The sequence below is a fragment of the Sporosarcina sp. FA15 genome (assembly GCF_051550195.1).
GTDB lineage: Bacteria > Bacillota > Bacilli > Bacillales_A > Planococcaceae > Sporosarcina > Sporosarcina psychrophila.
Window position 1 is genome coordinate 557,934 of record NZ_CP188818.1, and the last position, 25,749, is coordinate 583,682.

Annotated in this window: 21 protein-coding genes and 1 riboswitch; of the genes, 18 read left to right on the plus strand and 3 right to left on the minus strand. The window is 34.6% G+C overall.

Features of this window, described 5'->3' with window-relative positions:
• The first annotated feature begins 79 nt into the window (after positions 1-79).
• The 4 genes from yhbH to recQ all read left to right on the plus strand — a co-directional run bounded on the left by yhbH (position 80) and on the right by recQ (position 5,163).
• Positions 80-1,246 (plus strand): sporulation protein YhbH, encoded by a 1,167-nt coding sequence (gene yhbH / locus ACP8HG_RS02725; protein WP_340741823.1) that lies wholly within the window; start codon positions 80-82, stop codon positions 1,244-1,246.
• Positions 1,243-2,652: a SpoVR family protein gene (locus tag ACP8HG_RS02730; protein WP_438298139.1), complete on the plus strand. Its 1,410-nt coding sequence runs from the start codon at positions 1,243-1,245 to the stop codon at positions 2,650-2,652. The genes yhbH and ACP8HG_RS02730 overlap by 4 nt, the downstream gene beginning before the upstream one ends.
• 261 nt (positions 2,653-2,913) lie before the next feature.
• Positions 2,914-3,330 carry a hemerythrin domain-containing protein gene (locus tag ACP8HG_RS02735; RefSeq protein WP_340741824.1) on the plus strand — a complete coding sequence of 139 codons (417 nt, stop codon included), beginning with the start codon at positions 2,914-2,916 and terminating at the stop codon, positions 3,328-3,330.
• Between the two features lie 54 nt (positions 3,331-3,384).
• Positions 3,385-5,163: a DNA helicase RecQ gene (gene recQ / locus ACP8HG_RS02740; protein WP_438298140.1), complete on the plus strand. Its 1,779-nt coding sequence runs from the start codon at positions 3,385-3,387 to the stop codon at positions 5,161-5,163.
• 47 nt (positions 5,164-5,210) lie between these two features.
• On the opposite strand, the gene queF is transcribed toward recQ, so the two are convergent.
• Positions 5,211-5,708 carry a preQ(1) synthase gene (queF, locus tag ACP8HG_RS02745; protein WP_340741825.1) on the minus strand — a complete coding sequence of 166 codons (498 nt, stop codon included), beginning with the start codon at positions 5,706-5,708 and terminating at the stop codon, positions 5,211-5,213.
• An 86-nt stretch (positions 5,709-5,794) separates the two neighbouring features.
• Positions 5,795-5,838, minus strand: a riboswitch (PreQ1 riboswitch).
• 26 nt (positions 5,839-5,864) lie between these two features.
• Positions 5,865-7,031, minus strand: a complete 1,167-nt coding sequence (locus ACP8HG_RS02750) for an MFS transporter (RefSeq protein WP_067207773.1) — start codon at positions 7,029-7,031, stop codon at positions 5,865-5,867.
• A 168-nt stretch (positions 7,032-7,199) separates the two neighbouring features.
• Between ACP8HG_RS02750 and ACP8HG_RS02755 the strand changes: the two genes are divergently transcribed.
• The 11 genes from ACP8HG_RS02755 to ACP8HG_RS02805 all read left to right on the plus strand — a co-directional run bounded on the left by ACP8HG_RS02755 (position 7,200) and on the right by ACP8HG_RS02805 (position 19,769).
• Positions 7,200-8,309 (plus strand): hypothetical protein, encoded by a 1,110-nt coding sequence (locus tag ACP8HG_RS02755; protein WP_438298141.1) that lies wholly within the window; start codon positions 7,200-7,202, stop codon positions 8,307-8,309.
• A gap of 16 nt (positions 8,310-8,325) precedes the next feature.
• Positions 8,326-9,306, plus strand: coding sequence for a diaminopimelate dehydrogenase (locus ACP8HG_RS02760; protein ID WP_067207779.1), 981 nt, complete (start codon positions 8,326-8,328; stop codon positions 9,304-9,306).
• A gap of 339 nt (positions 9,307-9,645) precedes the next feature.
• The gene (locus ACP8HG_RS02765; RefSeq protein WP_067207781.1) at positions 9,646-10,734 is read left to right on the plus strand and encodes a M42 family metallopeptidase; all 1,089 of its coding nucleotides are present in this window, start codon (positions 9,646-9,648) and stop codon (positions 10,732-10,734) included.
• Positions 10,735-10,815: 81 nt separating this feature from the next.
• Positions 10,816-11,853, plus strand: coding sequence for a tyrosine-type recombinase/integrase (locus ACP8HG_RS02770; protein ID WP_438298142.1), 1,038 nt, complete (start codon positions 10,816-10,818; stop codon positions 11,851-11,853).
• Positions 11,854-13,342: 1,489 nt separating this feature from the next.
• Complete coding sequence (locus tag ACP8HG_RS02775; protein WP_438298143.1) at positions 13,343-13,513, plus strand: hypothetical protein; 171 nt, start codon at positions 13,343-13,345, stop codon at positions 13,511-13,513.
• Between the two features lie 46 nt (positions 13,514-13,559).
• Positions 13,560-14,654, plus strand: coding sequence for a hypothetical protein (locus tag ACP8HG_RS02780; RefSeq protein ID WP_438298144.1), 1,095 nt, complete (start codon positions 13,560-13,562; stop codon positions 14,652-14,654).
• Between the two features lie 466 nt (positions 14,655-15,120).
• Positions 15,121-16,047 (plus strand): hypothetical protein, encoded by a 927-nt coding sequence (locus ACP8HG_RS02785; RefSeq protein ID WP_438298145.1) that lies wholly within the window; start codon positions 15,121-15,123, stop codon positions 16,045-16,047.
• Between the two features lie 461 nt (positions 16,048-16,508).
• Positions 16,509-16,709: a hypothetical protein gene (locus tag ACP8HG_RS02790; protein ID WP_438298146.1), complete on the plus strand. Its 201-nt coding sequence runs from the start codon at positions 16,509-16,511 to the stop codon at positions 16,707-16,709.
• 141 nt (positions 16,710-16,850) lie between these two features.
• Positions 16,851-18,632, plus strand: coding sequence for an AIPR family protein (locus ACP8HG_RS02795; RefSeq protein WP_438298147.1), 1,782 nt, complete (start codon positions 16,851-16,853; stop codon positions 18,630-18,632).
• A gap of 222 nt (positions 18,633-18,854) precedes the next feature.
• A complete protein-coding gene (locus ACP8HG_RS02800; protein WP_438298148.1) occupies positions 18,855-19,178 on the plus strand; it encodes a hypothetical protein in 324 nt (107 codons plus the stop codon).
• Between the two features lie 15 nt (positions 19,179-19,193).
• Positions 19,194-19,769, plus strand: a complete 576-nt coding sequence (locus tag ACP8HG_RS02805) for a recombinase family protein (RefSeq protein WP_438298149.1) — start codon at positions 19,194-19,196, stop codon at positions 19,767-19,769.
• Positions 19,770-19,959: 190 nt separating this feature from the next.
• On the opposite strand, the gene ACP8HG_RS02810 is transcribed toward ACP8HG_RS02805, so the two are convergent.
• A complete protein-coding gene (locus ACP8HG_RS02810; RefSeq protein ID WP_438298150.1) occupies positions 19,960-20,343 on the minus strand; it encodes a hypothetical protein in 384 nt (127 codons plus the stop codon).
• Positions 20,344-20,542: 199 nt separating this feature from the next.
• Between ACP8HG_RS02810 and ACP8HG_RS02815 the strand changes: the two genes are divergently transcribed.
• The 3 genes from ACP8HG_RS02815 to ACP8HG_RS02825 are packed head-to-tail and all read left to right on the plus strand — an operon-like array spanning position 20,543 to position 25,686.
• Entirely contained in the window at positions 20,543-23,989 is a 3,447-nt protein-coding gene (locus ACP8HG_RS02815) for a hypothetical protein (protein ID WP_438298151.1), read from the plus strand.
• Positions 23,970-24,425, plus strand: coding sequence for a response regulator (locus tag ACP8HG_RS02820; RefSeq protein ID WP_438298152.1), 456 nt, complete (start codon positions 23,970-23,972; stop codon positions 24,423-24,425). Before ACP8HG_RS02815 ends, ACP8HG_RS02820 begins: the two co-directional genes overlap by 20 nt.
• Positions 24,418-25,686: a phosphorylase family protein gene (locus ACP8HG_RS02825; RefSeq protein ID WP_438298153.1), complete on the plus strand. Its 1,269-nt coding sequence runs from the start codon at positions 24,418-24,420 to the stop codon at positions 25,684-25,686. Before ACP8HG_RS02820 ends, ACP8HG_RS02825 begins: the two co-directional genes overlap by 8 nt.
• Positions 25,687-25,749: the final 63 nt, after the last annotated feature.

Below are 25,749 nucleotides of genomic sequence, written 5' to 3' on the forward strand. Positions count from 1 at the left end.
CAAGACTGATGAAGCATTGGTCTTGTTTTTTTCTAAAAATCACAAGCATACATTGGCTAAAAGATGGGTGTGGATGAAGATGAGTGAAAAAGACAATGAACATTTTGCTATCTCACAAGAAAACTGGTCTCTTCACCGAAAGGGCCATCAAGATCAGCAACGTCACTTAGATAAAGTGAAAGAAGCTATTCAAAATAACTTGCCTGATTTAATCAGTGAGGAAAGTATTATTTTGTCAAAAGGTAAGGACGTTATTAAAATCCCCATACGTTCGCTAGATGAATATAAAATTCGTTACAATCATGACAAATCAAAGCATGTAGGGCAAGGAAATGGAGATAGCCAAGTAGGTGATGTGGTTGCGAAAGATGGATCGCAGGGGAAAAGTGGGCCAGGGACAGGGAAACAAGCCGGGGATCAAGCGGGGGAAGACTATTATGAAGCAGAAGTCTCGATTGCTGAATTAGAGGATGCCTTGTTTAAAGAAATGGAATTACCGGATTTGGAACAAAAAGAGCAGGCCGAAAACACGGCTGAAAAAATTGAGTTTAATGATATCCGAAAAAAAGGACTTATCGGAAATATTGATAAAAAACGCACGATTTTAACTGCTATTAAAAGGAATGCCATCAAAGGGAAAGCTGAAATCGCACCCTTTCACAATGATGATTTGCGTTTTAAAACATGGGATGATGTGAAAAAACCTGAATCTAAAGCAGTAGTTCTTGCCATGATGGATACGAGTGCATCAATGGGTAATTTCGAAAAAATGATGGCGAGAAGTTTTTTCTTTTGGATGGCTAATTTTTTGCGCACGAAATATGAAACAGTTGAATTTGAATTTATTGCGCATCATACAGAAGCAAAAGTGGTAACTGAAGAGGACTTTTTCTCGAAAGGGGAAAGTGGGGGTACTATTTGTTCATCCGCGTATATAAAAGCACTTGAATTGATTGAAAATAAATACAATCCTGTACGCTATAATATCTATCCATTTCACTTTTCCGATGGAGAAAACATGTCATCTGATAATGAAAAATGTATAAAGCTTGTTCAAGAAATTATGGCTGTTTCCAATATGTTTGGTTACGGTGAGGTAAATGCCTATAATCGTTTTTCAACAATGATGTCCTCATTTAAAAAAATCGATGACCCGAAATTCCGTCATTATATATTGAAAGAAAAACGAGATGTTTACTTTGCGCTTAAAAGCTTCTTCCATAAAAACTTGGAGGGATTCGATTGACGGAAATAAAAGCGCTTCACCGTGCGATTGATGAAATCACAGAGATCGCAACTGGATTTGGTCTCGACTATTATCCCATGCGGTATGAAATTTGCCCTGCCGATATAATTTACACATTTGGAGCTTATGGGATGCCAACCCGTTTTACTCATTGGAGTTTTGGAAAGCAATTTCATAAAATGAAGTTGCAATATGATCTTGGTTTGAGTCAAATCTATGAGTTAGTCATTAATTCAAATCCTTGTTATGCGTTTTTGCTGGATACGAACAGCCTTATTCAAAACAAACTTATTGTTGCCCATGTTCTTGCCCATTGTGATTTTTTCAAAAATAATGTTCGATTCTCTAACACAAGAAAAGACATGGTAGAGAGTATGACTGCAACGGCTGAGCGCATTGCGAATTATGAAATGATCCATGGTAAAGATGAGGTAGAACGTTTTTTAGATGCTGTATTAGCCATTCAGGAACATATTGATCCTTCTATACTAAGGCCTCAACGGCCAGCTGATGATTTGGATGAGGAAAGTGTTGAAGAAGAAATTATACGGAAAACGCCTTATGATGATTTATGGAATTTGGATAGAAAAGCGGCAGAGAAGAAAGTAACAACACCAAAGGGAAAGAAAGTACCTCAAAATCAGGAAAAAGATCTTTTGCTATTTATTTTGGAGTATAGTCGTGAACTGGAAGAATGGCAACGTGATATATTAACGATGATGCGAGAGGAAATGCTCTACTTTTGGCCACAGCTTGAAACGAAAATTATGAATGAGGGCTGGGCATCTTTTTGGCATCAACGTATTTTGAGGGAAATGGATTTAACCTCAGATGAAACAATCGAATTTGCTACATTGAATGCGAATGTTATCCAGCCTTCGAAAACCTCGATTAATCCCTATTATCTAGGATTGAAAATTTACGAGGATATTGAAAAGAGATACAATAATCCGACGGAGAAATTGAGAAGGTTAGGGGTCCAGCCTAACACGGGTATAGAAAAAATCTTTGAAGTGAGAGAAATTGAATCGGATATATCCTTTATCCGCAACTATGTCACCAAAGAGTTAGTTCAACAGGAAGATTTATATCTCTTTGAAAAAAAGAGCGGCAACTATCAAATTACTACTAAAGATTATGAAAATGTAAGAAATCAACTAGTATCCATGCGTGTAAACGGTGGTTTTCCATATATCGTAGTTGAAAATGGGGATTACTTGCGCAACGGAGAACTGTATTTGGTGCATAAATACGAGGGGACCGAGCTGGATCTTAAGTATTTAGAAAGTGTGCTTCCTTATATTTATCAATTATGGGGACGGATTGTACATCTAGAAACGTATGTAGAGAATTTGCAAGTCGTCTATTCATATGATCGGAACAAAGTATATCGACGGTATGTTTAAGTGATAACCAATAATTAGAAGTAGTACTATCCCGCGATCGGATTTTCGGTTGTGGGGTTTTTTCTCGTCTAAATTCCAACGGGGTAAAGATTCACGGACTGGGAAATACATTCGTTAATGGTGCTTATATGGAAATCGAAGTGGCAAAAGGTAAAACATCAATGAAAACGAAATTCATATAATGGCGAACGGACTTTCATTTCAATACGCCGCATAATCTGTTATTCTTAAAGTAAAGCTTAAGACGGGAGAGTGAATGAAATGGCTGGACCAGCACTTAAGAAACTACACTCCCACCGCGCAATTCATGAAGGCGGACTTTCAGGGGCAGTTAGTAAGACAGAGGGCATGATGGAATTTCTTCAACAGGGTGATCTTGCGTTGGCGAACCAGGCGGCTGATGATTTAATTGAATACTGGAAGACACGTGTTATCAGTCACGCGGATGCCGAAGAACAAGGGTTTTACGGAGAAGTTGCCGAACGGAATCCTGATCTGAAGGAAACTGTTGTTCAATTGACACGAGACCATGATTTGCTACGAATTATCGTAAAGGATATTGAACAACTGCGTGAGGACGAAAATCTGAGTCCTGCTGTACTTCATAGGTTTCATGCATTAATCGTCGTCAATGAAATACATAGCCGGGATGAAGAACGCATGCTTTTTGAAAACTAATACTACTTTAAGCGCCATTAACCGGTGCTTTTTTCTTTGATATATAGTTAGGAGATGGTCCAAATCGAAAAAGCTTTATCGATATTGACAACATATTTTGGGTATCCTTCTTTTAGGACAGGTCAGGAGCAAGTTATCCGGGGCGTTATGAGCTATCAGGATACACTTTGCGTTATGCCAACGGGGGGCGGGAAGTCTGTCTGTTACCAAGTGCCCGCACTCGTGATGGATGGCACCGTTCTTGTTATTTCACCACTTATTTCACTGATGAAAGACCAAGTCGATGCACTCCACCAAGTAGGGATTCCCGCAGCGTACATCAATAGTTCACTTTCATCAGAGGAATACTTTGAAACAATGGAGAGAGCCGTGTTGGGCGAGTATCAGCTTCTTTACGTCGCACCTGAACGTCTTGACTCACCGTCTTTCAAAAATCAGTTGCGGCGGATGACAATTCCGATGGTCGCTATTGACGAAGCACATTGTATTTCGCAATGGGGTCACGATTTCCGTCCAAGTTACCGCAATATAAGCAGTATTGTTTCTCTATTTGATAAAAAGCCGGTTCTCCTTGCACTAACTGCTACTGCCACACCAGCTGTCCGGGAAGATATTTGCCGTCAGCTTGGAATTAGTGAAAATAATACGGTTATGACAGGATTTGAGCGGGCAAACCTCACTTTTTCGGTCGTCAAAGGGCAAGACCGTGAAAAATTTGTAAAAGAATACGTCCGTAAAAATGAAGGAGAAGCGGGCATTATCTACGCTGCTACACGAAAAGCGGTTGATCATGTGCACGACATTCTTCAAAAAAGTGGAGTGTCTGTTGCGAAATATCATGCTGGACTTGGAGATATTGAACGTCAGTCTGGACAAGACCGTTTTTTGAATGATGAGGCGTCAGTCATGGTTGCGACAAATGCATTCGGCATGGGAATTGATAAATCCAATATCCGCTATGTTATTCATTACCAGATGCCGAAAAATATGGAGAGCTATTATCAGGAGGCAGGGCGTGCAGGACGTGATGGGCTTGACAGTGCTTGTACTGTGCTATTTTCATCACAGGATGTACAAACCCAGCGTTTCTTGATTGATCAATCACAAGACCCAAGCAGAATTCCGGCAGAGCTTGAAAAATTGCAGTCAATGATTGACTATTGCCATACAGAAACATGCCTTCAGAAATTCATTATTTTGTATTTCGGAGAGACAGATGTGAAGGACTGCGGTCGCTGTGCAAATTGTACCGACACACGTGAAAGTACGGATGTGACTGAAGACGTTCAAAAAGTATTGTCATGTGTCATTCGAATGGGACAACGGTTTGGCAAGGCGATGATTGCACAAGTATTAACAGGATCTCGGAACAAGAAGGTGATTGAATTCGGTTTCGATAAATTAACGACATACGGTTTAATGAAAGGGCGTAGCGCAAAGGATATATCTGATTTCATCGAGTTCATCATTTCAGAAAGTTATCTTGGCGTGGAGAATGGGCAGTTTCCAACCATTTACGTCAGTGAACATGGGAAAGATGTGCTGACAGGCAAAGTGACTGTCAATCGAAAAGTGACTGTTATTACAATGCAAGTTGCGAATGATGATCCACTATTCGACCAGCTTCGTGCACTACGTATGAAACTGGCTCAAGAAGCGGGTGTACCGCCGTTCGTCGTCTTTTCAGATAAAACGTTGCGTGATATGGCGGCCAGAATGCCTGTGACTAACGATGATTTCCTCGAAGTAAATGGTGTTGGTCTTGCGAAATTGGAAAGATACGGGGAAGCATTCATGGAAGAAATCAAGACTTTTCAAATGCAAAACGCATAAAAAATACCCGGACAATGAACAGTCCGGGTATTTTTTTGTTTATCAAATTATCTATTATCAACTTTTTCCGGATACATATCGTGATTCATCATCCGGTGTTCCGCCATTTGTTCATATTTTGTTTCGGGTTTGCCATAGTTGCAATAAGGATCGATTGACAAGCCGCCACGCGGCGTAAATTTCCCCCATACTTCGATATAACGCGGTTCAATTAGTTTGATTATGTCATTCATAATAATATTGACGCAGTCTTCATGAAAGTCGCCATGATTTCGGAAACTGAATAGATATAATTTGAGTGCTTTACTCTCCACAAGTTTTTTATCCGGCACAAAACTGATATACATCGTCGCGAAATCGGGTTGCCCTGTCATCGGACAAAGTGATGTAAACTCCGGACAGTTGAATTTAACAAAGTAATCGCGATCCACATGCATATTGTCGACAGCCTCTAAAACATCGGGGTTGTACTCGTACACGTATTTCGTGTTTTGATTGCCGAGCAAAGTTAAGTCGGTCAATGTTGCTTCATCTCTTCCAGCCAATTAAAAAAACCTCCCGTATATTTTGTCAGGGAGGTCCATAGGCGCCGGGAAAACGGCCATATCGAATGCACATGGCGTAAATTCCGTCATCCATAGTTTTTTATAGAGGGTCGCTATGAACCTCTCCCGAACAGGGTATTCATTTCGTATCTGACATTATAGGACGTGCGATGATTTGTCAATAGATCCTTTTTTCTTCAAGCCAATCAAGGCATATAAAGCGACAGCGAGGAGGATGAATCCTGTCAGCATGAAAGCGCCTCGGTACTCCAAGTCCAAGAATCCAATCAAGCTTGAACCTGCAACGACACCAATCGAGAAGAACGCGTAAAAGTAACCATATGCTTTCCCGCGAAATTCAGGAGATGAAGAATCGATTAGCAGCGAGTTGATGGATGGGAAGAGGAAAGCGAATCCAGCCCCATAAATACACATTGCAATATATAAGTAATTCAATTCCTCAACTTGACTCAGGAACAGCATACTTAATCCCATAAGTGTTATTCCGAATGCAAGTGTCACAACTGGCCGTACACGGTCAAAAACTCGATTGATGGGCAATAAGAAGATGAGAATAGCGACGACGCCAAATGTGCTTAGTAACAACCCCGTTGTTTTGGTATCAAATCCAAGTGATTCAACTTTTAGCGGCAACACAAGGGCAAGTACACCTTGTGAGAACATTAAGAAGAATGCTCCCGCGAATGCTCTGACCATCCCCGGATGTTGGAAAAGATATCTGACACGGAAACTGTCAGCTCCTTTTGAAGGCTGTTTTCGTACATATGTAAACGATCGGAGAACAAAGAATGCAAGTATTGCCAGTAGCATCATGATGCCGCCGTTGACCGCCATAATGAAAGGTGTACTTGTTTTAGCTGCCACAATACCACCATAAGCTGGACCGATAATCGCTGCCAATCCAACGAATGCACCTGAAATTGCAACACTTTTACCTCGTTTAGATTCTTCTGCACGATTTGCCAGGAAAGTGAACGCAGCTGGTACAATTAGCCCTTCCATAAAACCATGGACAAAGCGGACACCGAGCAATGACATTGGTCCATCAACAAACGCGTAGAGGAAGAGAGAGAGTGCCGAAGCAAATAGTCCAAGTACGAGTATGAAAAAAGGTCCTCTTTTGTCAGTCATGAAACCGGAAATGACATTCCCGATAGTATTTGAAAATGAATACATACCAACTGCAAGTCCAACTAAAAATGGTGTAGCACCAAGAGATAATGCAAATGGGCTCATGACAGGCAGTTGCGAAAATAAATCAAAAAACGAGAAGAAAACGATGAGGTAAACAAAACCACGCATAATGAAGCCTCTTTTCAATTAATAGATAACATCCTACCCTATACTTTAGCATTATTTGGACCTAAGGGGAAAAGGAGAGATTGTGAACAAAACATATTCTTTAGCAATTAATGAAAGATAACGATAAGATTAATGAAATATATGAATGGGTAAAGGGGGAAACGGTGAGTGGTCTTTTTTACAAACTTATTTAAAAAACAAGATGATAGCGAAATTGTAAATGAAATTGAAAAGCGATATATTTTCGTTCAACTAGACTTGGAACATTATTCCGAACCGTTTTTTGCGAGGGATTTAGTAAACATGCCCTCTCCCGATTTGAAACAACCTGAATATAGGGGCGTTCACAAATCATTTGCTGCAGGAGTGTCATTAATCCCGCATCTTAAAGCAGATACTTCTATCGAATTGTTCATTCTAACGGATTATTTCGATGTGGAGGAAATCATCAAAGCGGGTATTGCTGTGAAGCATGTGCAATCTTCTGTTGATAGGATAATGATGGAAGCAATTATTTGGAAGGGTAACGGTCAGGTGGAAACAATTCCATTTTTGCTGAATCTCCGTCTTGAAGACGAGAGCTCCCGATTGGCTGCAGCATTAATCAGTGTTCAAAAAGAGATACCATTCTATTTTGGGCAGATTGTGAATGAAGTGTTCACAATAGAAAAGCAACTGCTTGTGAACATGCCCGAAGCGGTCCAAGAAGATATGCAAAACACTTTCGCAGAGCTGTATAGTGATGAACCCAGCAAATTCGGACCTTTTGTCGGCCTAGAAAGCGTATCAGATCGAGAAATGACGACTGGAGGATGGGTCATGCATTTTGATAATGAGAAGCTAAAGGAAGAGGAATCAGACTTGTCTTTGATGAAAATTAAAATTCTAAGCTCAGCTTTTGATAAAATTAGTCGTCTAGGTGTCAAAGGTCGGTTTACAGGATGGATTGCAGAAAATGTGGCAGATTCAATCGGAACGGGTTCATACGGTGAGACGACGACGCTTATTTTTACATCATCGGAACCGATGCATGGTAATGAAAAATTGCATAGTGAAATTATGAAATATATGAAGTCGTTAAAAGGGTTTATTCGCGAGGAAGGCGGCTATCCCTTAAAATACGAGGGCCTTCCTGTGCTAAGACAAAATGGCGGTGGCTATGGGTTTGTTGCCATTGATGAAGTTTTTTTTACGAAAGCGGACGAGTTATATAGAAAAATGACCAATAAAGAGATAAACTTATACTATAAATTGCTGAAATTGAATGCAACAGATTGAAAGGGGAAATACGACGATGACAATTAGAGTCGGAATTGCAGGTTACGGAAATTTGGGACGCGGTGTTGAGTCTGCAATCAATCAGAATAAAGATATGGAACTGGTTGGTGTGTTTACAAGGAGAAATCCGGAAGATGTGAAATTACTGAATGGCAATGTATCCGTACATATGATGGATGACATCCATAAATTTACTGATGCAATCGATGTACTCATCCTTTGCGGCGGATCGAAAAATGATTTACCAGAGCAAGGCCCGGCACTATCAGCTTTATTCAACACGGTGGATAGCTTTGATACACATGCGAAAATTCCGGGTTATTTTGAAGCTGTAGATGCATCGGCTAAACCTAACGGTAAGATTGCCATCATTTCAGTCGGCTGGGATCCAGGTTTGTTCTCCATCAATCGTTTGTACGGCGAAGCAGTTTTATCGGAAGGTGCTACTTACACGTTCTGGGGCAAAGGATTGAGCCAAGGACATTCCGATGCGCTTAGAAGAATTGAAGGCGTAAAAGGTGCTGTCCAATATACAATTCCTGTTCCGGACGCAGTTGACAAAGTGCGTAGCGGTTCGTTACCAGAATTGACTACGCGTGAGAAGCATACCCGCGAATGTTATGTAGTCTTAGCAGATGGCGTTGACGGCAACAAAGTGAAAGAAACGATTGTCACGATGCCTGACTACTTTACAGATTACGATACGACAGTGACTTTTATTACTGAAGAAGAATTGAAACAGGATCACTCTGCGATGCCACACGGCGGTTTCGTGATTCGCAGCGGTAAGACAGGGGAAGACAGCGCACAAGTGATGGAGTATTCCTTGAAACTCGACAGCAACCCTGAATTCACATCAAGCGTGCTTGTTGCGTACGCACGCGCAGCTTATAGGTTGCATCAGAACGGTGAGACGGGTGCGAAAACAGTCTTCGACATTGCGCCTGGATTGCTTTCTCCAAAAAGTGCTGCAGATTTACGGAAAGAATTGCTGTAATTGTACTTGGAAATAGAATTGCATATTGCTTTTTGAATAAACAACGGCAGCGTTACCTCTATAGTTGAGGTAACGCTGTTTTTATGGAGATGTTTTATTTATTACTATATATTCGGCACTACTTATTTGTAGTTAACAAGGTGGTATATCTTGCAGGGTATAACGAACAAATCTAGCGACTAAGTTGTTTTGGAAGAACATTCCACTTGTTGAGTGCCGACTATATAGTGATTTCAATCAACTCTCTACTTTATTTGATTCTCAATCCTAAATGTTTTGATAATAGTGCACTTTTCGCATATACTACTCATGTACGATTTATTTAGGAGGTCGAAGGAATTGACGAAATTAGATGAAACGTTAGTGATGCTGAAAGAACTTACAGACGCAAAAGGGATTCCTGGTAACGAACGTGAACCCCGTGAAGTTATGAGAAAGTACATAGAGCCATTTGTAGATAATATTGAACAGGATGGTCTTGGTTCATTAATCGCGAAGAAAACTGGCGATGAGAATGGACCCAAAATCATGCTAGCGGGACATCTTGATGAAGTTGGATTCATGATTTCTAAAATTGACGATAAAGGTTTCCTATCATTTCAAACAGTAGGCGGCTGGTGGTCACAAGTAATGCTTGCACAGCGCGTGACAATCGTTACACGCAAAGGGGACACAGTTACAGGTGTTATTGGATCGAAACCACCGCATATCTTATCGCCTGAAGCGCGTAAAAAACCGGTCGATATTAAAGATATGTTCATTGACGTTGGTGCAACTTCGAAAGAAGAAGCAATGAAGTGGGGCATTCTACCTGGAGATATGGTTGTACCGTATTTCGAATTCACAGTGATGAATAATGAAAAATACCTTCTTGCAAAAGCGTGGGACAACCGTATCGGCTGTGCAATTGCGATTGACGTAATGAAAGCGCTTAAAGATGAAAAACATCCAAATATCGTTTTCGGAGTGGGGGCTGCACAAGAAGAAATAGGTCTTCGTGGTGCGCGCACAGCGGCAACGAAAATTCAGCCGGACATCGGATTTGCAGTTGATGTAGGAATCGCTGGCGACACGCCAGGTGTTACGTCCAAAGAAGCTACTGGTAAAATGGGCGATGGTCCACAAATTCTATTATTCGATGCTTCAATGGTATCGCATAAAGGGTTGCGTGAACTTGTTGTTGATACAGCTGAAGAGAATAGCATTCCTTATCAGTTTGAAACGATTCCAGGCGGAGGAACAGATGCAGGTTCAATTCATCTGTCAGGCAATGGCGTACCATCACTTGCAATCTGTATTCCAACACGTTATATTCACTCGCATGCAGGTATCCTGCACCGCGACGATTATGAAAATACAGTGAAACTGATTGTCGCAGTCATTAAGAAATTAGACCGTGACACGGTGAATAAGATTACATTTGAATAAATGCGGAAAGAACATCGGAAAGAACTAAATCGGAATATCATTGTTTTGCCTTCTAACTAAAATGTTAGGGGGCTTTTTGCGTTGGTCAGACCAAAAAAATATATCAATATTGATATTGATACGAGGATTTTAGCAATTCAAGCTCAAAAGGAAGAAGAGCCAATTTCAGAGGAACAAAGCATTTTAGATAAATTGTATATGCCCGTTGTAAATGAAAAGAGTATTAAGAACATTACTATTCACCATGCAATGCTCGTACTCAATCAGCAAATGAAGTTGAATGGTTTACGCAAGCGAACAATTGACGATTATAATTACCAGTTTAAACGGTTTGCTGAATTGGTAAAGGTAGAGTATTTACATGAAATCAATGTAGATAAGATTTACGAGTACTTATCGCTCCTTGGTGATATTAAAGACATTTCCAAGCTCAACCGCTTAAAGACGCTTACGGCGGTTTTAGGGCGTTGTTATGACAATGGGTGGATTAAGGTGAAGTATTGGAAAAATATCAAAATCAAAGTAAATAAGACGATTAAGAAGCCCTCTGAGGAAAGTGATTTGAGTATTTTACTATCACTGCTAGACAAGACAACATACTCAGGATTTCGAGATAGTGTTGCAGTATTACTGCTCTACAAGACAGGGATTCGTATTACAACTTTAGGCTTATTAGAAGAAAAGCATATAGATTTTAATAATCAAGTGCTTTATTTGACAGGAGATATTATGAAAAGCCACAGAGCCTTGAAATTACCTTTAGATGACGATATGTGTTCGCTACTTCAACAATTAATTGAAGTAAATTCAGAAATGCGCAGGGAGCATCAGAATAAGAATACTAATATCTTTTTAACAAGCACTGCGACGCCGATTAAAGACACGGTTTCACCATCAAATTTAATTGCGAAAAATTTATGGAAGTATAGTAAACGCTATGGGTTAAAGAATATCAATGCACATAGTATTAGACGCTTGTATGCGCAAAATTTAATAAAGAGAGGTGCAAATATTAATCTTGTTTCACATGCTCTTGGTCATGATAGCCTTCAAACAACAAGTAGATATTTGTATTTAGACGAGGAAACAGTTGCAGAGAACTTACGTGACTATCTTTAGACAAAAAAGAAGAATGGTTGTTGCAGTAACTAGTCTTTACACGCTTTTTAGTAGTATGGGAATACAACTGAATAGAGCGATTAATACGCTTTTGTTTTTTCTTCAAAAAAGTGGACTTGCAAAGTATAGCTTCCTATTGTCTTTTTTTATGCAGGTTGAGGGTATAGCTCTTTGGTAGTTGTTTAAAATCAATCAAGTAAATTTGAACGTAGCTAAATGTAATAATTAAGTCTGGACAACTCTAGGGGCTTCCTTGTCGGTTCTTGGTATTGAATGATTGAGTTGGCGGTCTGAGTGGTACGGGTTGTGTAGGAGACACTACATGCTGTCTGAGTCCCTCGTAGCTAGTGGGATGAACATTGATGCTATGTGACAGAACGTAGAGCGATAATGCGAATGATGGATTCATGTTGTGATGGCTGACTATGTCTTTGACTCAAGATTACTTGTGTCTTTGATGTAGGCAGTTATTTTTTTAATGCTAATACTAATGCAGCAATTTGATATGTCAGTTTATAACTTCTATATAAAAGACAATGCGCCGCCACCCATATTATTTATGTCACAACGAATATAATAAATTAAATTCTTATGCTGGGTATTTAGCGAAGAAGCATACTTTTAAATACCAAGAATCTTATGAGTGGTCGGGTGCTTATAACCAGCAGAAAACGTCCATTGCCGTAGAAGCCCTATAGCTCTACAATCGCCACACACTTGTTAATAACTACACCGTATGAAAGTGAAATAAATGCTCTTAAAACACCTTAATTGAGATGTTTTTCACGTGTGTGGGATTTTGGTATTATATGTATTGCTATTAGTTCAAGCATCTCTCAGGAGGTGGTTTTTATTTACATAAATTTGAAAGGAGCATAAATTATGTTGGTTACTAGTGCAATTATGGTTTTTGGGGTATTGTTTTCCTTTTTTGTATGTGTAATGGTGCTAAGCCGAAGAACTTATACCCCTCAATTTAATATAGTATCAGAATGAAAAACTGTTTGTTTCATTCGAACAACGTAATCTAGTTATAAGAATGTCTTGATTAAGTGAAATGAAACTTGAAGTGTATGTTTTTCATACTCAAATCAGTTTTTCCCTACCGAGAAATGTATGAATAATATACTTAAATAAAACGATACGTGAGAATAGTTGTATGAAACATATACTTTTATCGGGCAGTATAGATAAAATAAAGTGAAACGTAATAAATAGATAAAGAGAATGAAAGTCGCTTCACTTGATGCTATTTGACTTGCTAACGCAACCCATTACGTTGCTTCGCAACGTTGGGCTTCGCCCCTACTAAAACAAAGTTAATCTATTTATTAAAACAATATACATAAAAATCATTTTTTGAGTTAAAAGTCAATATGTATATAGCATCAAAATTGACAAACGTTGACTTTCGTGATATAATATGTTATAGGGATTGAGAGGTGTGCACCTTAAATTCCTCACAATATTTGAAAGAGGAGGTATTATGATGACAGTAAAAGACTTTTTCTTTTGTTATAACAGAAGAGTCATGTTGTATTTGAAAAATGAGGGATTAGCATTTCTAGTTTGTGCATATCATGAAAATTCTTTACAGAAGTATTGGATGTTTGTAAGAACACCAGATTTAAGCAAAGCTTTAGATTGTTACAAAAAATGAATAGTTAGGGAAATTGGTTAGGCTAAAATAGAAAGGGAATATGCAGATGAAAATGAATGAGAAATTTATAATTACAGTGCCAAACGTGGCATTTGCATGGGGTACACAATATCATATGACTGAGGATGAGTTCATGCTCTACTCTCATCTGCAATTTATGAGACAGAGTAGCCAATGGAATCAAACATTTACCTCCGTAGACATGATTATTCAATATTTAGGGTTAGAGACAAAGAATAAACATCGTGATAAAGAGAAGGTTATTGGAAACCTTAAAAAGTTAGTAGAAAAAGGTTACATAACGATTGATTGTGAAGGCGATATGAAAAAGATTTTTTTTGTAGTAAAACAAGTGCAAGAAATTTTATCTACTAAGTTGGTTGTTGAATTTGAAGAGGATGGTAAAAATCGTAAGTTTATGGGCTTCACAAAGATAAATGGTGAGCAATATAACCTTGCTAATAACGAAGGTCGAGCGTTAATGACAATAACCTACATAAGTTGGAGAAATAACATCAATTATAAAGTACCAAAGTCAGAATGGGTTAAAGTGTTAGCTATTGCAAAATCAACATTAGAAGATAGTTTTAATGACTATAAAAAGAGATTTTTAATGATACTTGAAGGCAACCATTATCACAACGAGCAAGGTCAAATTAGACAAGAAACAAATTCGCATGCAATTTCAGATATGAAAAGTAAGTCTGTTAATCTGGAAGTAAAAGCAGAAAAGGTTAAAAGTGAGAGCTATCTGGATAAGTTGCGAAGTAAGGTAACTGACATAACTGTAATGAGAGATGACGAAATATTTATGCAAATCTTTGATAAAAACACTTTCATTAAATTTAAAGGATTCAAAGTATGGAAGGAAACAAATTGTCCTATCGTCAAAGCAAGTGGACAAAAGAAACTTGATGCAATGAGGGCAAGTGAAAATTTAATTGCAGGTGAAGTTGTAGACAAATTAGAAAGAGAGCATCAAGAACATCTCTTAAATCAAAAACAACAAAGTAAATCGATGGAACAACAAATGTTAAGACTTAACATGGGTGATGAATGTATGCCTAGTGACGAATTTATTCCTTCTTATATAATGAAAGAAAAGCCTGTGAGTGATATGACAGATTTCTTAGACGATTAAAGTAGGTCAAATTAATATTATTAGTTATTTTTTCTGAAATAAGAAACTATGGAATGTTGGATTAACCTTGGATAATCATCATACAAAACATAAACCCATTTAGGGTAAGGTTAATCGAGCAATTTCAGACATAATAGTACAGAAAAAGACCCCATATATTGTTTATGGGGTCTTTTTCTGTATAAAAGTGAAGTTTTACCCAGTTAATAGCAATTACGGGCAACTTAGACTTGTAATCTAATTAAAACAATAGTCTATAATAGTATTTGCAAAAAATTCAAAGTGCTTTAGAAAATGTAAGGCTCTTCATATAATATAACTTACTATCTCAAAAGAAAGATATTATATCCTTGATGCAAAAGTAGTAGAGTTGAGCTATCATGTTATTAGATCGAATTATCTTACTAAAAAGCACGAAATGTATTTTAGGTTAAAGACCATAAATATAAACATAGGGGTGTTGGTTATGGATAGTAAATTTTTAGTTGAACTCTCGATGACTGACAATGGGCTTGATTTTATAAAACGTTCTCTAAAAGAAATGGAAGATGCTGACGAATTAAGTATTAAGTATGCAGTTCTTCATCTGAGTGCAGGGTTGGAGTTAATTCTAAAATCACGCTTACAGAAAGAACATTGGTCATTTTTATTTGAAGATATAAACAAAGCTGATTATCAAAGTTATGTTAGTGGAGATTTTAAAAGTATATCCTTTGGAAATCTCCTCATTAGACTTATTAGTATTTGCCAGATTGAAATTAGCGATAGGACGAAAAAAAGGTTACAAAACCTTAAAGTATATAGGAATAAAATGGAGCATTATAATCTCGATATACATAAAGTGGCACTTGAGGCTACAACATTTGAGGTTCTCTCCTTCTTAATTCCATTTATTCATAGGGAAGAATTAGTTAGTAGGGATAACGAATTGCTGAATTACATAAATGATAAATTGTTGCAAATGGATAGTTATATCAATCAAAGGTATAAAGAGATCTCTTCAAAGTTAAAAGAGTTACCAGACAATGTTAAATTGCTTGATTGTCCATACTGTATGCAAAAAGATACACTGAGATTAGATAAGGCATATTGTTATTTTTGTAATACTCAATTTAGAAACTTAGATTGGGAACTTATTCCAAAGTTTACAAACGAAGAACATGTGTTTAGTTATAGAGAATTTAATTCAATTGAATTCTGCCCGCATTGTAGCCGAGATTCAATGATAGTTTCGTCAGATGAATGTGCTTGTTTGAGTTGTCTTAGAGTAATAAACCGTAATGAGTATGTAAAATGTGCAGATTGCTCAATTACGCATATAGTTGGAGAGGAAGAAGGTGAGTATTATAGTGAGGAATATGTATGCTATTATTGTTTGTTTAAGTATGAATAAGAGTCTGGATCATAATGAGGGTTCGTCATCAAAAGAATGGGTTTTTATATTGAATGCTAAAGAGCGTGGGTAAAAAAATGTGTGAAATTTGATTTTATAAAAAATGAGTGTTCTGCTTCTGCACCAACAATAGAAAATCCATATTTAACATAGTTTTATCGTGTGAATGATCCTTTTTCAACTTGTATATTTTGAGCCGCTCCCTAATCAGTTGTTAGCAATAGGTGTGAATGAACTTCTCTATGATAGCTATAAGTACAAATATAAGCGTCTTGTGGCTATTCAAGAAAAGGCTGGAGATTATCAATAATTTGTTGTTGAGCTTTTTGGGAAAGAAGAAAGCGTATCAAAGGATGCTTACTTACCATCTAATACCCGCACAGCGTTAAAAGAAGCATATTCTCAGGAGCTTGTATTTTTTTAACCAAAAGGAAAAACGAGCGTTTGTAGAACAATTAAGTTTGAAGTCTAACGGGAGGCTTGTAACAGGATTTCGGAAGATTAATGAGTTGCTAAATATTAAAGAAGCATCTTATCGTGTTTATCAAAATGAAGCTAAAAAAGATGGAAACCGATATAAAACAGCATGGAGAATCATTCAAATGCTAAAGTGGTTGGTCAAAAATGTTGTGACAGATATTAAATACGGACACCAATTTTGACCATGTGGCTATATTCATATGGTCTCGTTTTATTTTTACGAGACGATGAGTCTAGTTTATATTTTTTAGTTTGATATATTTAGTATGACTTGTCTGTTATATTGGAGTTGAGAACAAATATGTTAGTGGAGGAATGAGAAAATGAGTAAAGAATTTCAAAGTCTGAATCATTTCAAAGAAAAATTAGCTTCTTTAAGTGACTATGGAAGTGAAGGTTGGGCTCTCTTTGCTTTACAGTTGTATTTTGGATTTGAGGATATAGATGATGTGGCAAGTGTGTCTGTGACAGATGGAAAAAACGATAGAAAATGTGACTTAATATATATAGACAAAGAAAATAAGCGAGCTGTGATTATTCAGACTTATTGTTCTACAGTAGATAGAATTGCTAAGTCAGCAAAGAAAAATAAAGCTGGTGATTTGAATACAGCATTAACTTGGGCATTAAATATGGAGCTAGAAGAATTACATTCTTTAATAAGACCTAGAGTTTCAGAATTACGAGATGCAATAAATGAAAATGAGATAGAACAATTAGATGTTTGGTATGTACATAATTGCCATGAACACAAAATTATAAAAACTGAAATGCTTGCTGTTGAAAAAACAGCAAGATCTATCTTAAATACATATTACGCTGATATAAAATTAAAAGTATCGGCTATAGAAGTAGGTATTGAGACAATTGAAGAATGGTATATGTCAACAAAAGCCAAAATTTTAGTTGATAAGCAATTTGAAGTGAAAACATTGGGCGGTTATGAGTATGAAACGGATGGTTGGAAGGTATATAGTACTGCTGTAACAGCTGAATGGGTTCATTCTTTATTTAAAAGATATGGAGATAAATTATTTTCAGCAAACATAAGAAATTATTTGGGCAGTATGAAATCAAAAGGTAATGTTAATAATGGAATAAAAGATACTGTATCTAACGAGCCAAAGAATTTTCTAGTGTACAATAATGGAATAACAGCATTAGTAAATGATATTCAAGTTTTCAAAAGAACAAAAAGTAAATCTAGTTTTAATCAAAAGATTATAATTAATGGTATCTCTATAGTTAATGGTGCGCAGACAACAGGTGCCATGGGGCAGTTTGAAAACGTTAGCTCAGATGCAATTATTCCAATAAGATTTATTGAATCCAATCAAAGAAAAATAGTAACTAACGTTATTAAGTACAATAATAGTCAAAATGTTGTACAAGTTTCTGATTTTAGAAGTACAGATATAGTTCAAGAAAGATTAAGAGAAGAGTTCCGTTCTAATTATCCAAAGTTAAAATATTTGGGCGGGAGAAGAGGAAACGGAAAAGACACAATTAGTAGGGATAGAAATTTATTAGTCTCAGATCAAGTTGCTCAGTCTCTCATGGCATTTCATGATAATCCAACAGATGCAACACATTCTAAGTCGAAAATTTGGGAATATGACGAGTTATATTCTAATATATTTAACGAGAATACAACAGCAGATCATATTGTTTTTGTGTACTCAATTTATAAAGCATTTATTGAATATAAACAAACATTAAAAGATAAAAGTAAAATTAATGACAATTTAACTACAAAAGATGAAAATATTTTAAGTTTCTTTAGTCATACAGGTTCTATTTATTTAATGGTGACTGTTATTTCTACAATTATAGAGGAAATAGTTGAAAAGAAGATTGCATCCAAATTTTCTATTTGCTTTAAAGAAGATATGGAATTTGAAGATTATGTGGATGAATGGAAGAAGGTCTTTCCAATGATAATGCCATTAGCTCCAAACGCTTTAACATCTGCATTTAGTACTAAATTAAAAAATGTGGAAGAAGTTAAACAAGCAATTGCTCAATTAAAAAGTTTAGTGGAAGCTACTAAAGAAACAAATCAAGAAAAATATAATTCTCTAAAAGCGTTAATTAAATTTAATTAATCAATGGTTATGTGGGAGCACAGTATACTCCTGCATATATTGTTTTGAATATTAAACTATATAACGATGGTTTGTCTGTAAAACCATCGTTAAATAGACGGAAATCATCGAGAGTACAAATCAAGGTTTGTATTCTCTTTTTGTGTTGTAATTGTCTATTAACTCGTCTATTATTAAAGGTGTATAAAACGTATAAGTAAATAGACTAGGAGGGGATATGAATTGAGATATGAAACTATAAAACTGTCAATGATTGAAGGATTAGTTTTCCAAAAGCCAAATGTTAGCAGTGTAATTTTGAATGTTGATGAAATTGGAATATCTTATTCAATTGGTAAAAATGGTAGATATAAAAAAGTTGATTTTGATGTAATGGAAGCTGCCTATAATGAATTGATGAAAAACGGTATTTTAAATAGAAAGTGGTTTGTTGACAAATATCCAAAGCAATCAAAAAACACACCATGCAACTTCACAACGTTAGGTGGCTTGCTTCAGTATTTTGAATTGGCAACTTACAACAAGGGTGTATACATAAAGAAATAGGAAGTGGATAAATAGATGGGAAGAGTTATTGGTTATTGTCGTGTAAGTACGGAAGATCAAAATTTAGATATGCAGGAGCAAGCAATTGAAAAATATGCTAAAGAAAAGGGATTAGAACTAATCATGTATGTCGAAAAGATTTCTAGTCGGAAAGAAAAACGTGTAGAACTAGAACATGCAATGAAAGCATCAACTAATGGAGATTTGTTTGTTGTTTATAAATTGGATCGGTTAGCCAGAAGTACAAAGGAGTTATTTACACTCACTGGAGAGTTGCAAGATAAGGGAGTCGAGTTTGTTTCAATCCATGATTTCTTTGATACGACAACACCAACGGGAAAAGCAATGTTTGGTATGTTAGCTGTCTTTGCTGAGTTTGAACGGGACATTATTCAACAAAGGACAAAAGCAGGCTTAGAGAGCGCTAGGAAACGAGGTAGAATTGGTGGACGACCACCTATTGATGAGAAGACGAAGAAGCGTGTAATTGCATTGTTTGATGCAGGTGAAAGTGCTATTGATATTGCTAAGGAATATGGGATAGGTAGAGCAACGGTATACAAGATTATTAGTGAAACAAAAACTTTATGAGGAATAGCGGGCATGATAGCCTTCGTCGGCAAACCCAGCCCTTTAAATGGCTGGATTCCTGGCTTGTTACTTATGCCCGCAGAGGTTCCAAGTCAAGTTGCAACTTTGTGTAGTTGCAATTGCAATCTTCTGTATTGTGATTTTGCAAAATACATATGCTAAGTTGTTTGAACTAACTATTAGGAAGCCTTTACGCTCTACTATCTTTTTTTATTCTTTCCCATTCTTTTTTTATATGTTTATTTATAGAGTCTTCAAAGAGAGTTTGCTCTATCTTTATTAGACTTAATACATATTGCTTTTTATTAAGATAAATCAAATTTGTAGAGAAACTGATTTTTAAATCAGTGAAAATAGATATTAATTCTTCCTTAGAATAATCTTTTGAATTTCGTAATACAGTAAGAAGTTGAATAATTTTATTAAGATTAGAGATAATTCCTCCTTCAAATGATATAGTTGAATTTAACTGAAATTCGATTAAATATTTTAATTTAATTATGTAACTAGTTTCCTTAGAACCATTTTCAAATATAATTGAAAATATTAGGCTGTTAAATTCAGCTACATTCAATTTTAGAGTCTTTAAAGAATCTATCCGTTCTTTATTAACTGAATTAACAAAGTTGTTCGATTTATTATTTCTAATTGTAAAAAATAATATAGTCAACGTTATTACCGATGTTATTGAGGTCGTTACTAGCGATATGTGTTGTGCGTTAGAAAAATCAATAATAATTTTACACTCCTTAAAAAAGAATGGGGGAATATTTATGGCAAAGAATTTTAAAAGAGCAAATAGTTCTTTGAATATCATACAACTAAAAAAACAAATGAATAAGAGTAATATTAAGTCGAAATTATTAATAATCAAAAAAAATCCAAAGACTAGAAAAATTTATAATAACACATTGTTTCCTCAAAGTAATATTAAGACTTTTCAACATATAATTAGTAACATTAATAACTATACAGTTGAAATGCTATGGCAATTGGAAATAATTTCAATGTATAAGGATACATTATCGGATTTTCTCGCTAAGACAGAAGAATATTCTCGAGAATACTTTAATTCCAATTATAGTTATTGTAACCGATTACTTGCTGAAATAGAATCAGTTTATGGAAATAGTATTTGGTTAATAGAAAATAAAATTAATTTGTTTAATGTAACAGATAAGGAAATATCCGAAGGTTACTATGAGACTCTTCAAAATAGCGAATTGAATCGATATTATAAGTTTCTCAATTGGACATTACAGATTAAATCAGATGAACTCGTTTCTCCTTCTCGCTTTGAAATTGAATTACAGAGAATGGTTAATTGGCCATGGGTTAAGAAATATAATCTGTCTGACTTTTTGTTATTCCATTTCTCAATAGCAGAGGATTTTGAGAATACTAATTTAAACTCATTGTTAAATGTTCTAGAGAACTTTTCTTTAATTGATAGATACTATACACTGTTAAAGATTACTGAAAATTTGATTGATAGTGACATTAAAAAAGTAGATGATATTTTATTAAATAAAGCCTATGATATATTGTATTCTATTTATCCAAATAATTTAACTCCTTATTATCGCATTTTAAAAAATGATAACACTCAAATAACAAATGATGAAAATGCAATGTTAATACTGGCCCTAGATTCGTACTCACAAGGGAATTATGATGATTCAATAGCAATATGTGAGGATATACTACAAATTTCACCTTATGAAATAGGTTTATATGAGATTTATACTAAGTCACTTTTAGTTAAAGATATTAATAATTTATTGGATTCTAAAGGATTATTTTATATAAAGATAATTAATTTACTGTTAGGAATTTATGGTACAAAGAATAGGGAAGAATCTGAAAAAAAAATTGATGAGTTATTAAAAATTTGTATCTCCCATAATACAAATAAATGGGCGTGGAAATTACTAAGCTTAATTACAAATCAAAAATATGGAATGAAAATATTTGAATCTATTCCAACATTCAAAAAGGGTTTTAAATATTCTGGTTTCATAAAACCTCAAATTTTAGCATCTCTCTTTAAAGAAAGCCAAAATCAGGAGAAGTACATAGAATTAAATTTCTATCCTGAAAGTATTACTTATAAAATACACAAAGCTTATATCAAGTTGGATTTACAAAAAGTTGAAAGTTTGGATATAGAGGAAAATAGAAAGCATAGATTATTAGGAAATATATATCTATTAAAGAAAGACTATCAAGAAGGATTAAAGTCTTTCAATAAAATTAGTTCTGATTCCTTTATTTATCAGCCCGAAATAATTAAAGGTAAAATAAATTCCTATATAGGTTTAGAAAAGTTTGAAGTGGCTCTCAATCTTTTAGTTGATTCATATCTTGAAGAATACGAGGTAATTCACGACATTGATTTACTTTTCATATATGAATCATTACTTGAAGAGGAATATTCATATTCAAATATAAATATTTTAATTTTTCTTGAGTTATTAACTAGGCATACCGAACATCACCTAGAAATAAGAAAGCATAATTTTTTAGAAGATTTTCTTACAGAAAACGATGTGAATCTTATAAGTGAAATGAATTTTAATATAGAAAATCACTCTAAAGAGAAGGTGATTTTTGTTTTAAGAGAATATTGTACAATCGATAATATGTCACAATATCACTATTTTGAGAACTATGAGCAGGTTGAAGAAGAGAGAATAGAAGTATGTAGAATTTTAACACAAATAGATCCTGATAATAAAAATATTTATTCTGAAGAAATTCGCGTTTTAACTGAAAAGTCTCAAATAAGAGTTCATACAGCAGCTCTTGAAAAGAGTAAAATCTATGTTGATACTGAAGGAATCAAAAAACAGGCATTATCACTAATAGATAATAATTTCAATAGAATAACTGAGTATTTTAGTAGTTCTAAGACAAAAGGATTACCAGTGGAGTTTTACTTTGAAAGTGAAAATGATAAGGTTGAAAATACATTTAAAAGAAATAGTTATTCTGAAATTCATAATGAAATGATTTTTCATTTAAGAGATACGTTTATTTTCAGTAAACAATATGGTTTGAATGTTTATTTAAGTTTGGGAATTAGACATGGAACAATTCTAGCACAATTTAGAAAGTTATTTGAAAAGGATTACTTTTTAACTTTATTTGATTCATATGAAAATAAGTATAAAGTTAATCACTATTGGCTAGAAAAATTAAACGTAAATCAAAGTAATAAAAACCATGTCATTAGTGTATTTAATTCTTTTAATAAAAATATAGATGATTTGTTAAATTTACTAAAGGATGCTAAATTACAAATTTCTACTGATGCTAACGATAATATTGCCTTATTTAATTATTTTATCCCACAGCTTGAATTAATGATTTTATATGTTAAACATGCAAATACAGATAATTTAACTATCGATACATTTATTGATCAAATCATCGAGAAGTTTTGGGAGTATACTGAGCGCAATCTCACTGTAGTTAGGGAGTATTTAAATAATGACTTTAAATTAAACTTAATAGATACGCTAAATAGGTTTATTACTGAAATTGAAGAAATAAATAAAAAGACTGGTATGCAATTAAATCTTCAAGAATTTGATAATAAGATTATTGATTTAAGGACTGAAATTGAATATCAAATTAAGCATGTTTCAAACTGGTTTACTAAAGAAAACATAGTAGATATTGATAATTTCACTTTGGAACTACCTGTAAATATTCAATTAGAATATATCAAGAGTTCAAACTTTAATATATCTATTGATTCAATAGTAGAAATAAATACAAATAATTTAAAAGTACAAGGAAAGTATTTAAAGTGGTTTAACGAACTATTTTATACGATTTTTGACAATATTATCAAGAGAAGTGGTTTTCATAATAAATTTAGATTTAATTTAGAAATTAAGTATGAGGGTTCTTACTTGAAAATTGAATGTATTAATCCTATTGATTTAGATGCTCATGAAATTTTGAGTAGAAGAGAAATGTTAAAATCAGAGTTATCTGAAATAAACTACATCTCAACTCATGAAGAGTCAAATATTTTAGCAAGAGCTTCTGAAGAAGGCGGTTCAGGCTTATACAAAATCGTAAAGGTTCTAAGATACGATATTAAAACACCAAAGTTTAATCTTGATTTTGGAATTGACGATGATGAGAACTACTATATTTATATTTCTCTAGACACAAGGGGGATTGTTTTTGAAGATATTAATAGTTGAAGATGATCCAAATAAAATTTTTAAGATAGAATCTTATTTGGAAAGTCAAATCAAAAATATAAGTTTAGAGTTTGCTAATTCTTTTAATAGCGGAATTAGAAAGATATTAAAAGGGAATTATGATTTAATTTTACTCGATATGACAATGCCTAATTTTGATAAGAATTCCTCGTCTAGTGGTGGGAAGCCTGTACAATTCGCTGGTAAAGATATATTGAGTGATATGAAAAGAAAAAGAATAAAAATTCCGGTAATTGTTATTACACAATATGCTAATTTTGGAGAAAGCAATAACTTAAAAAGCTTTGATGAACTACATGAAGATTTAGCTAAAGAATACTCTAATAATCTAATTGATATGATTTATTATGACACTGGGAAATCAGATTGGGAAAATAAGTTGAAGATTACTTTAGAGAAAAATTTTAATGATTAAAGTACTAATTGTAGAAGATAATGAAGAAAAATATATTAAAGTGTCTAGCTTTATTAAATCCCACTATTCTGAAGTAACAATAAAACAGTGTACTTATTTAAATAATGCACGTGTAGAATTGATTAACGAATATTATGATTTGCTTATACTGGATATACAGCTTCCTGAATTTGAAAATCAAGGTGTTAAAGAGGACGCAGGGCTATCTTTATTACAAGAGATTCAAGCAACTATAACTGCTAGAAGACAGCGGAGAAATGGAATAAAATCTCCATCGTATGTATTGGTATTAACAGCTCACGACGTGAGTTATAAAAGGTTTGAAAAGCAATTTCAACAAACAATATTTAAAGTAGCTAAATATGATGGTATATCTGATAAATGGCATGCACCATTAGTTCATTCTATAGAGCATGTATTAACTAATAAGCAAATTGCAGCTACTAGACAAAAAGAGTTTGATTATGATTTAGGGATTATATGTGCCTTAGAAAGTGAACTATCGGTATTATTTTCTTTAGGTTGGGATTTAGAAAGTGAAAGGAATAATACAGATTCTAGTGTGTTTTTCTTTAAAGCAAGGTTAAATATTGATGGTAAAGAAATCAAAGTAATTTGTAATACTCCTGATCATATGGGTACTAATGACACAGCTATAGTAACTTCAAAAATGATTGACTATTATAAACCTAGGGTCATTGTAATGTTTGGAATAGCTGCTGGTATACAAAATCAGGTGAATTTGGGCGATATTATTTTTGCAAGTACTTGTTATTCTCATGAAACAGGTAAATATATAGAGGAAAATGGTGAAACAGTGTTTTTACCAACAACTTCTCATGTTAATGCAAGTTCAAATCTAGTATCTATAGCAAAAGAATTGAAGTTTACAAATGACATTTTTATTGATTTTCACAATTCTTTTTGTGGAAATAAACCCAGCAATCCACCAAGTATCCATATAGGTCCAATGAGCAGTGGTAATGCGGTTATTGCAAATGATAAGATCTTAAAGGGTTTAATTAAAAACGAGAGGAAATTACTTGGGGTAGACATGGAGATATATGGATTGTATCGTGCATGCTATTTATCTAAACATCCTATCCCGAAGTTTATTGCGTTTAAAAGTGTATCAGACTTTGCGGATAATAATAAAAACGATGATTATCATCAATACTGTAAGTATATGAATGGACAAATTATTAATCACTTAATATCAGATGTATTTATCAGCAGAGGGGTATTTGAACCAGAATCTTAAGAATAAGAAATCAATAAAATATGAGTTATAGAAAGCAGCTTGTTTTAATCGCCCAAAAATCTC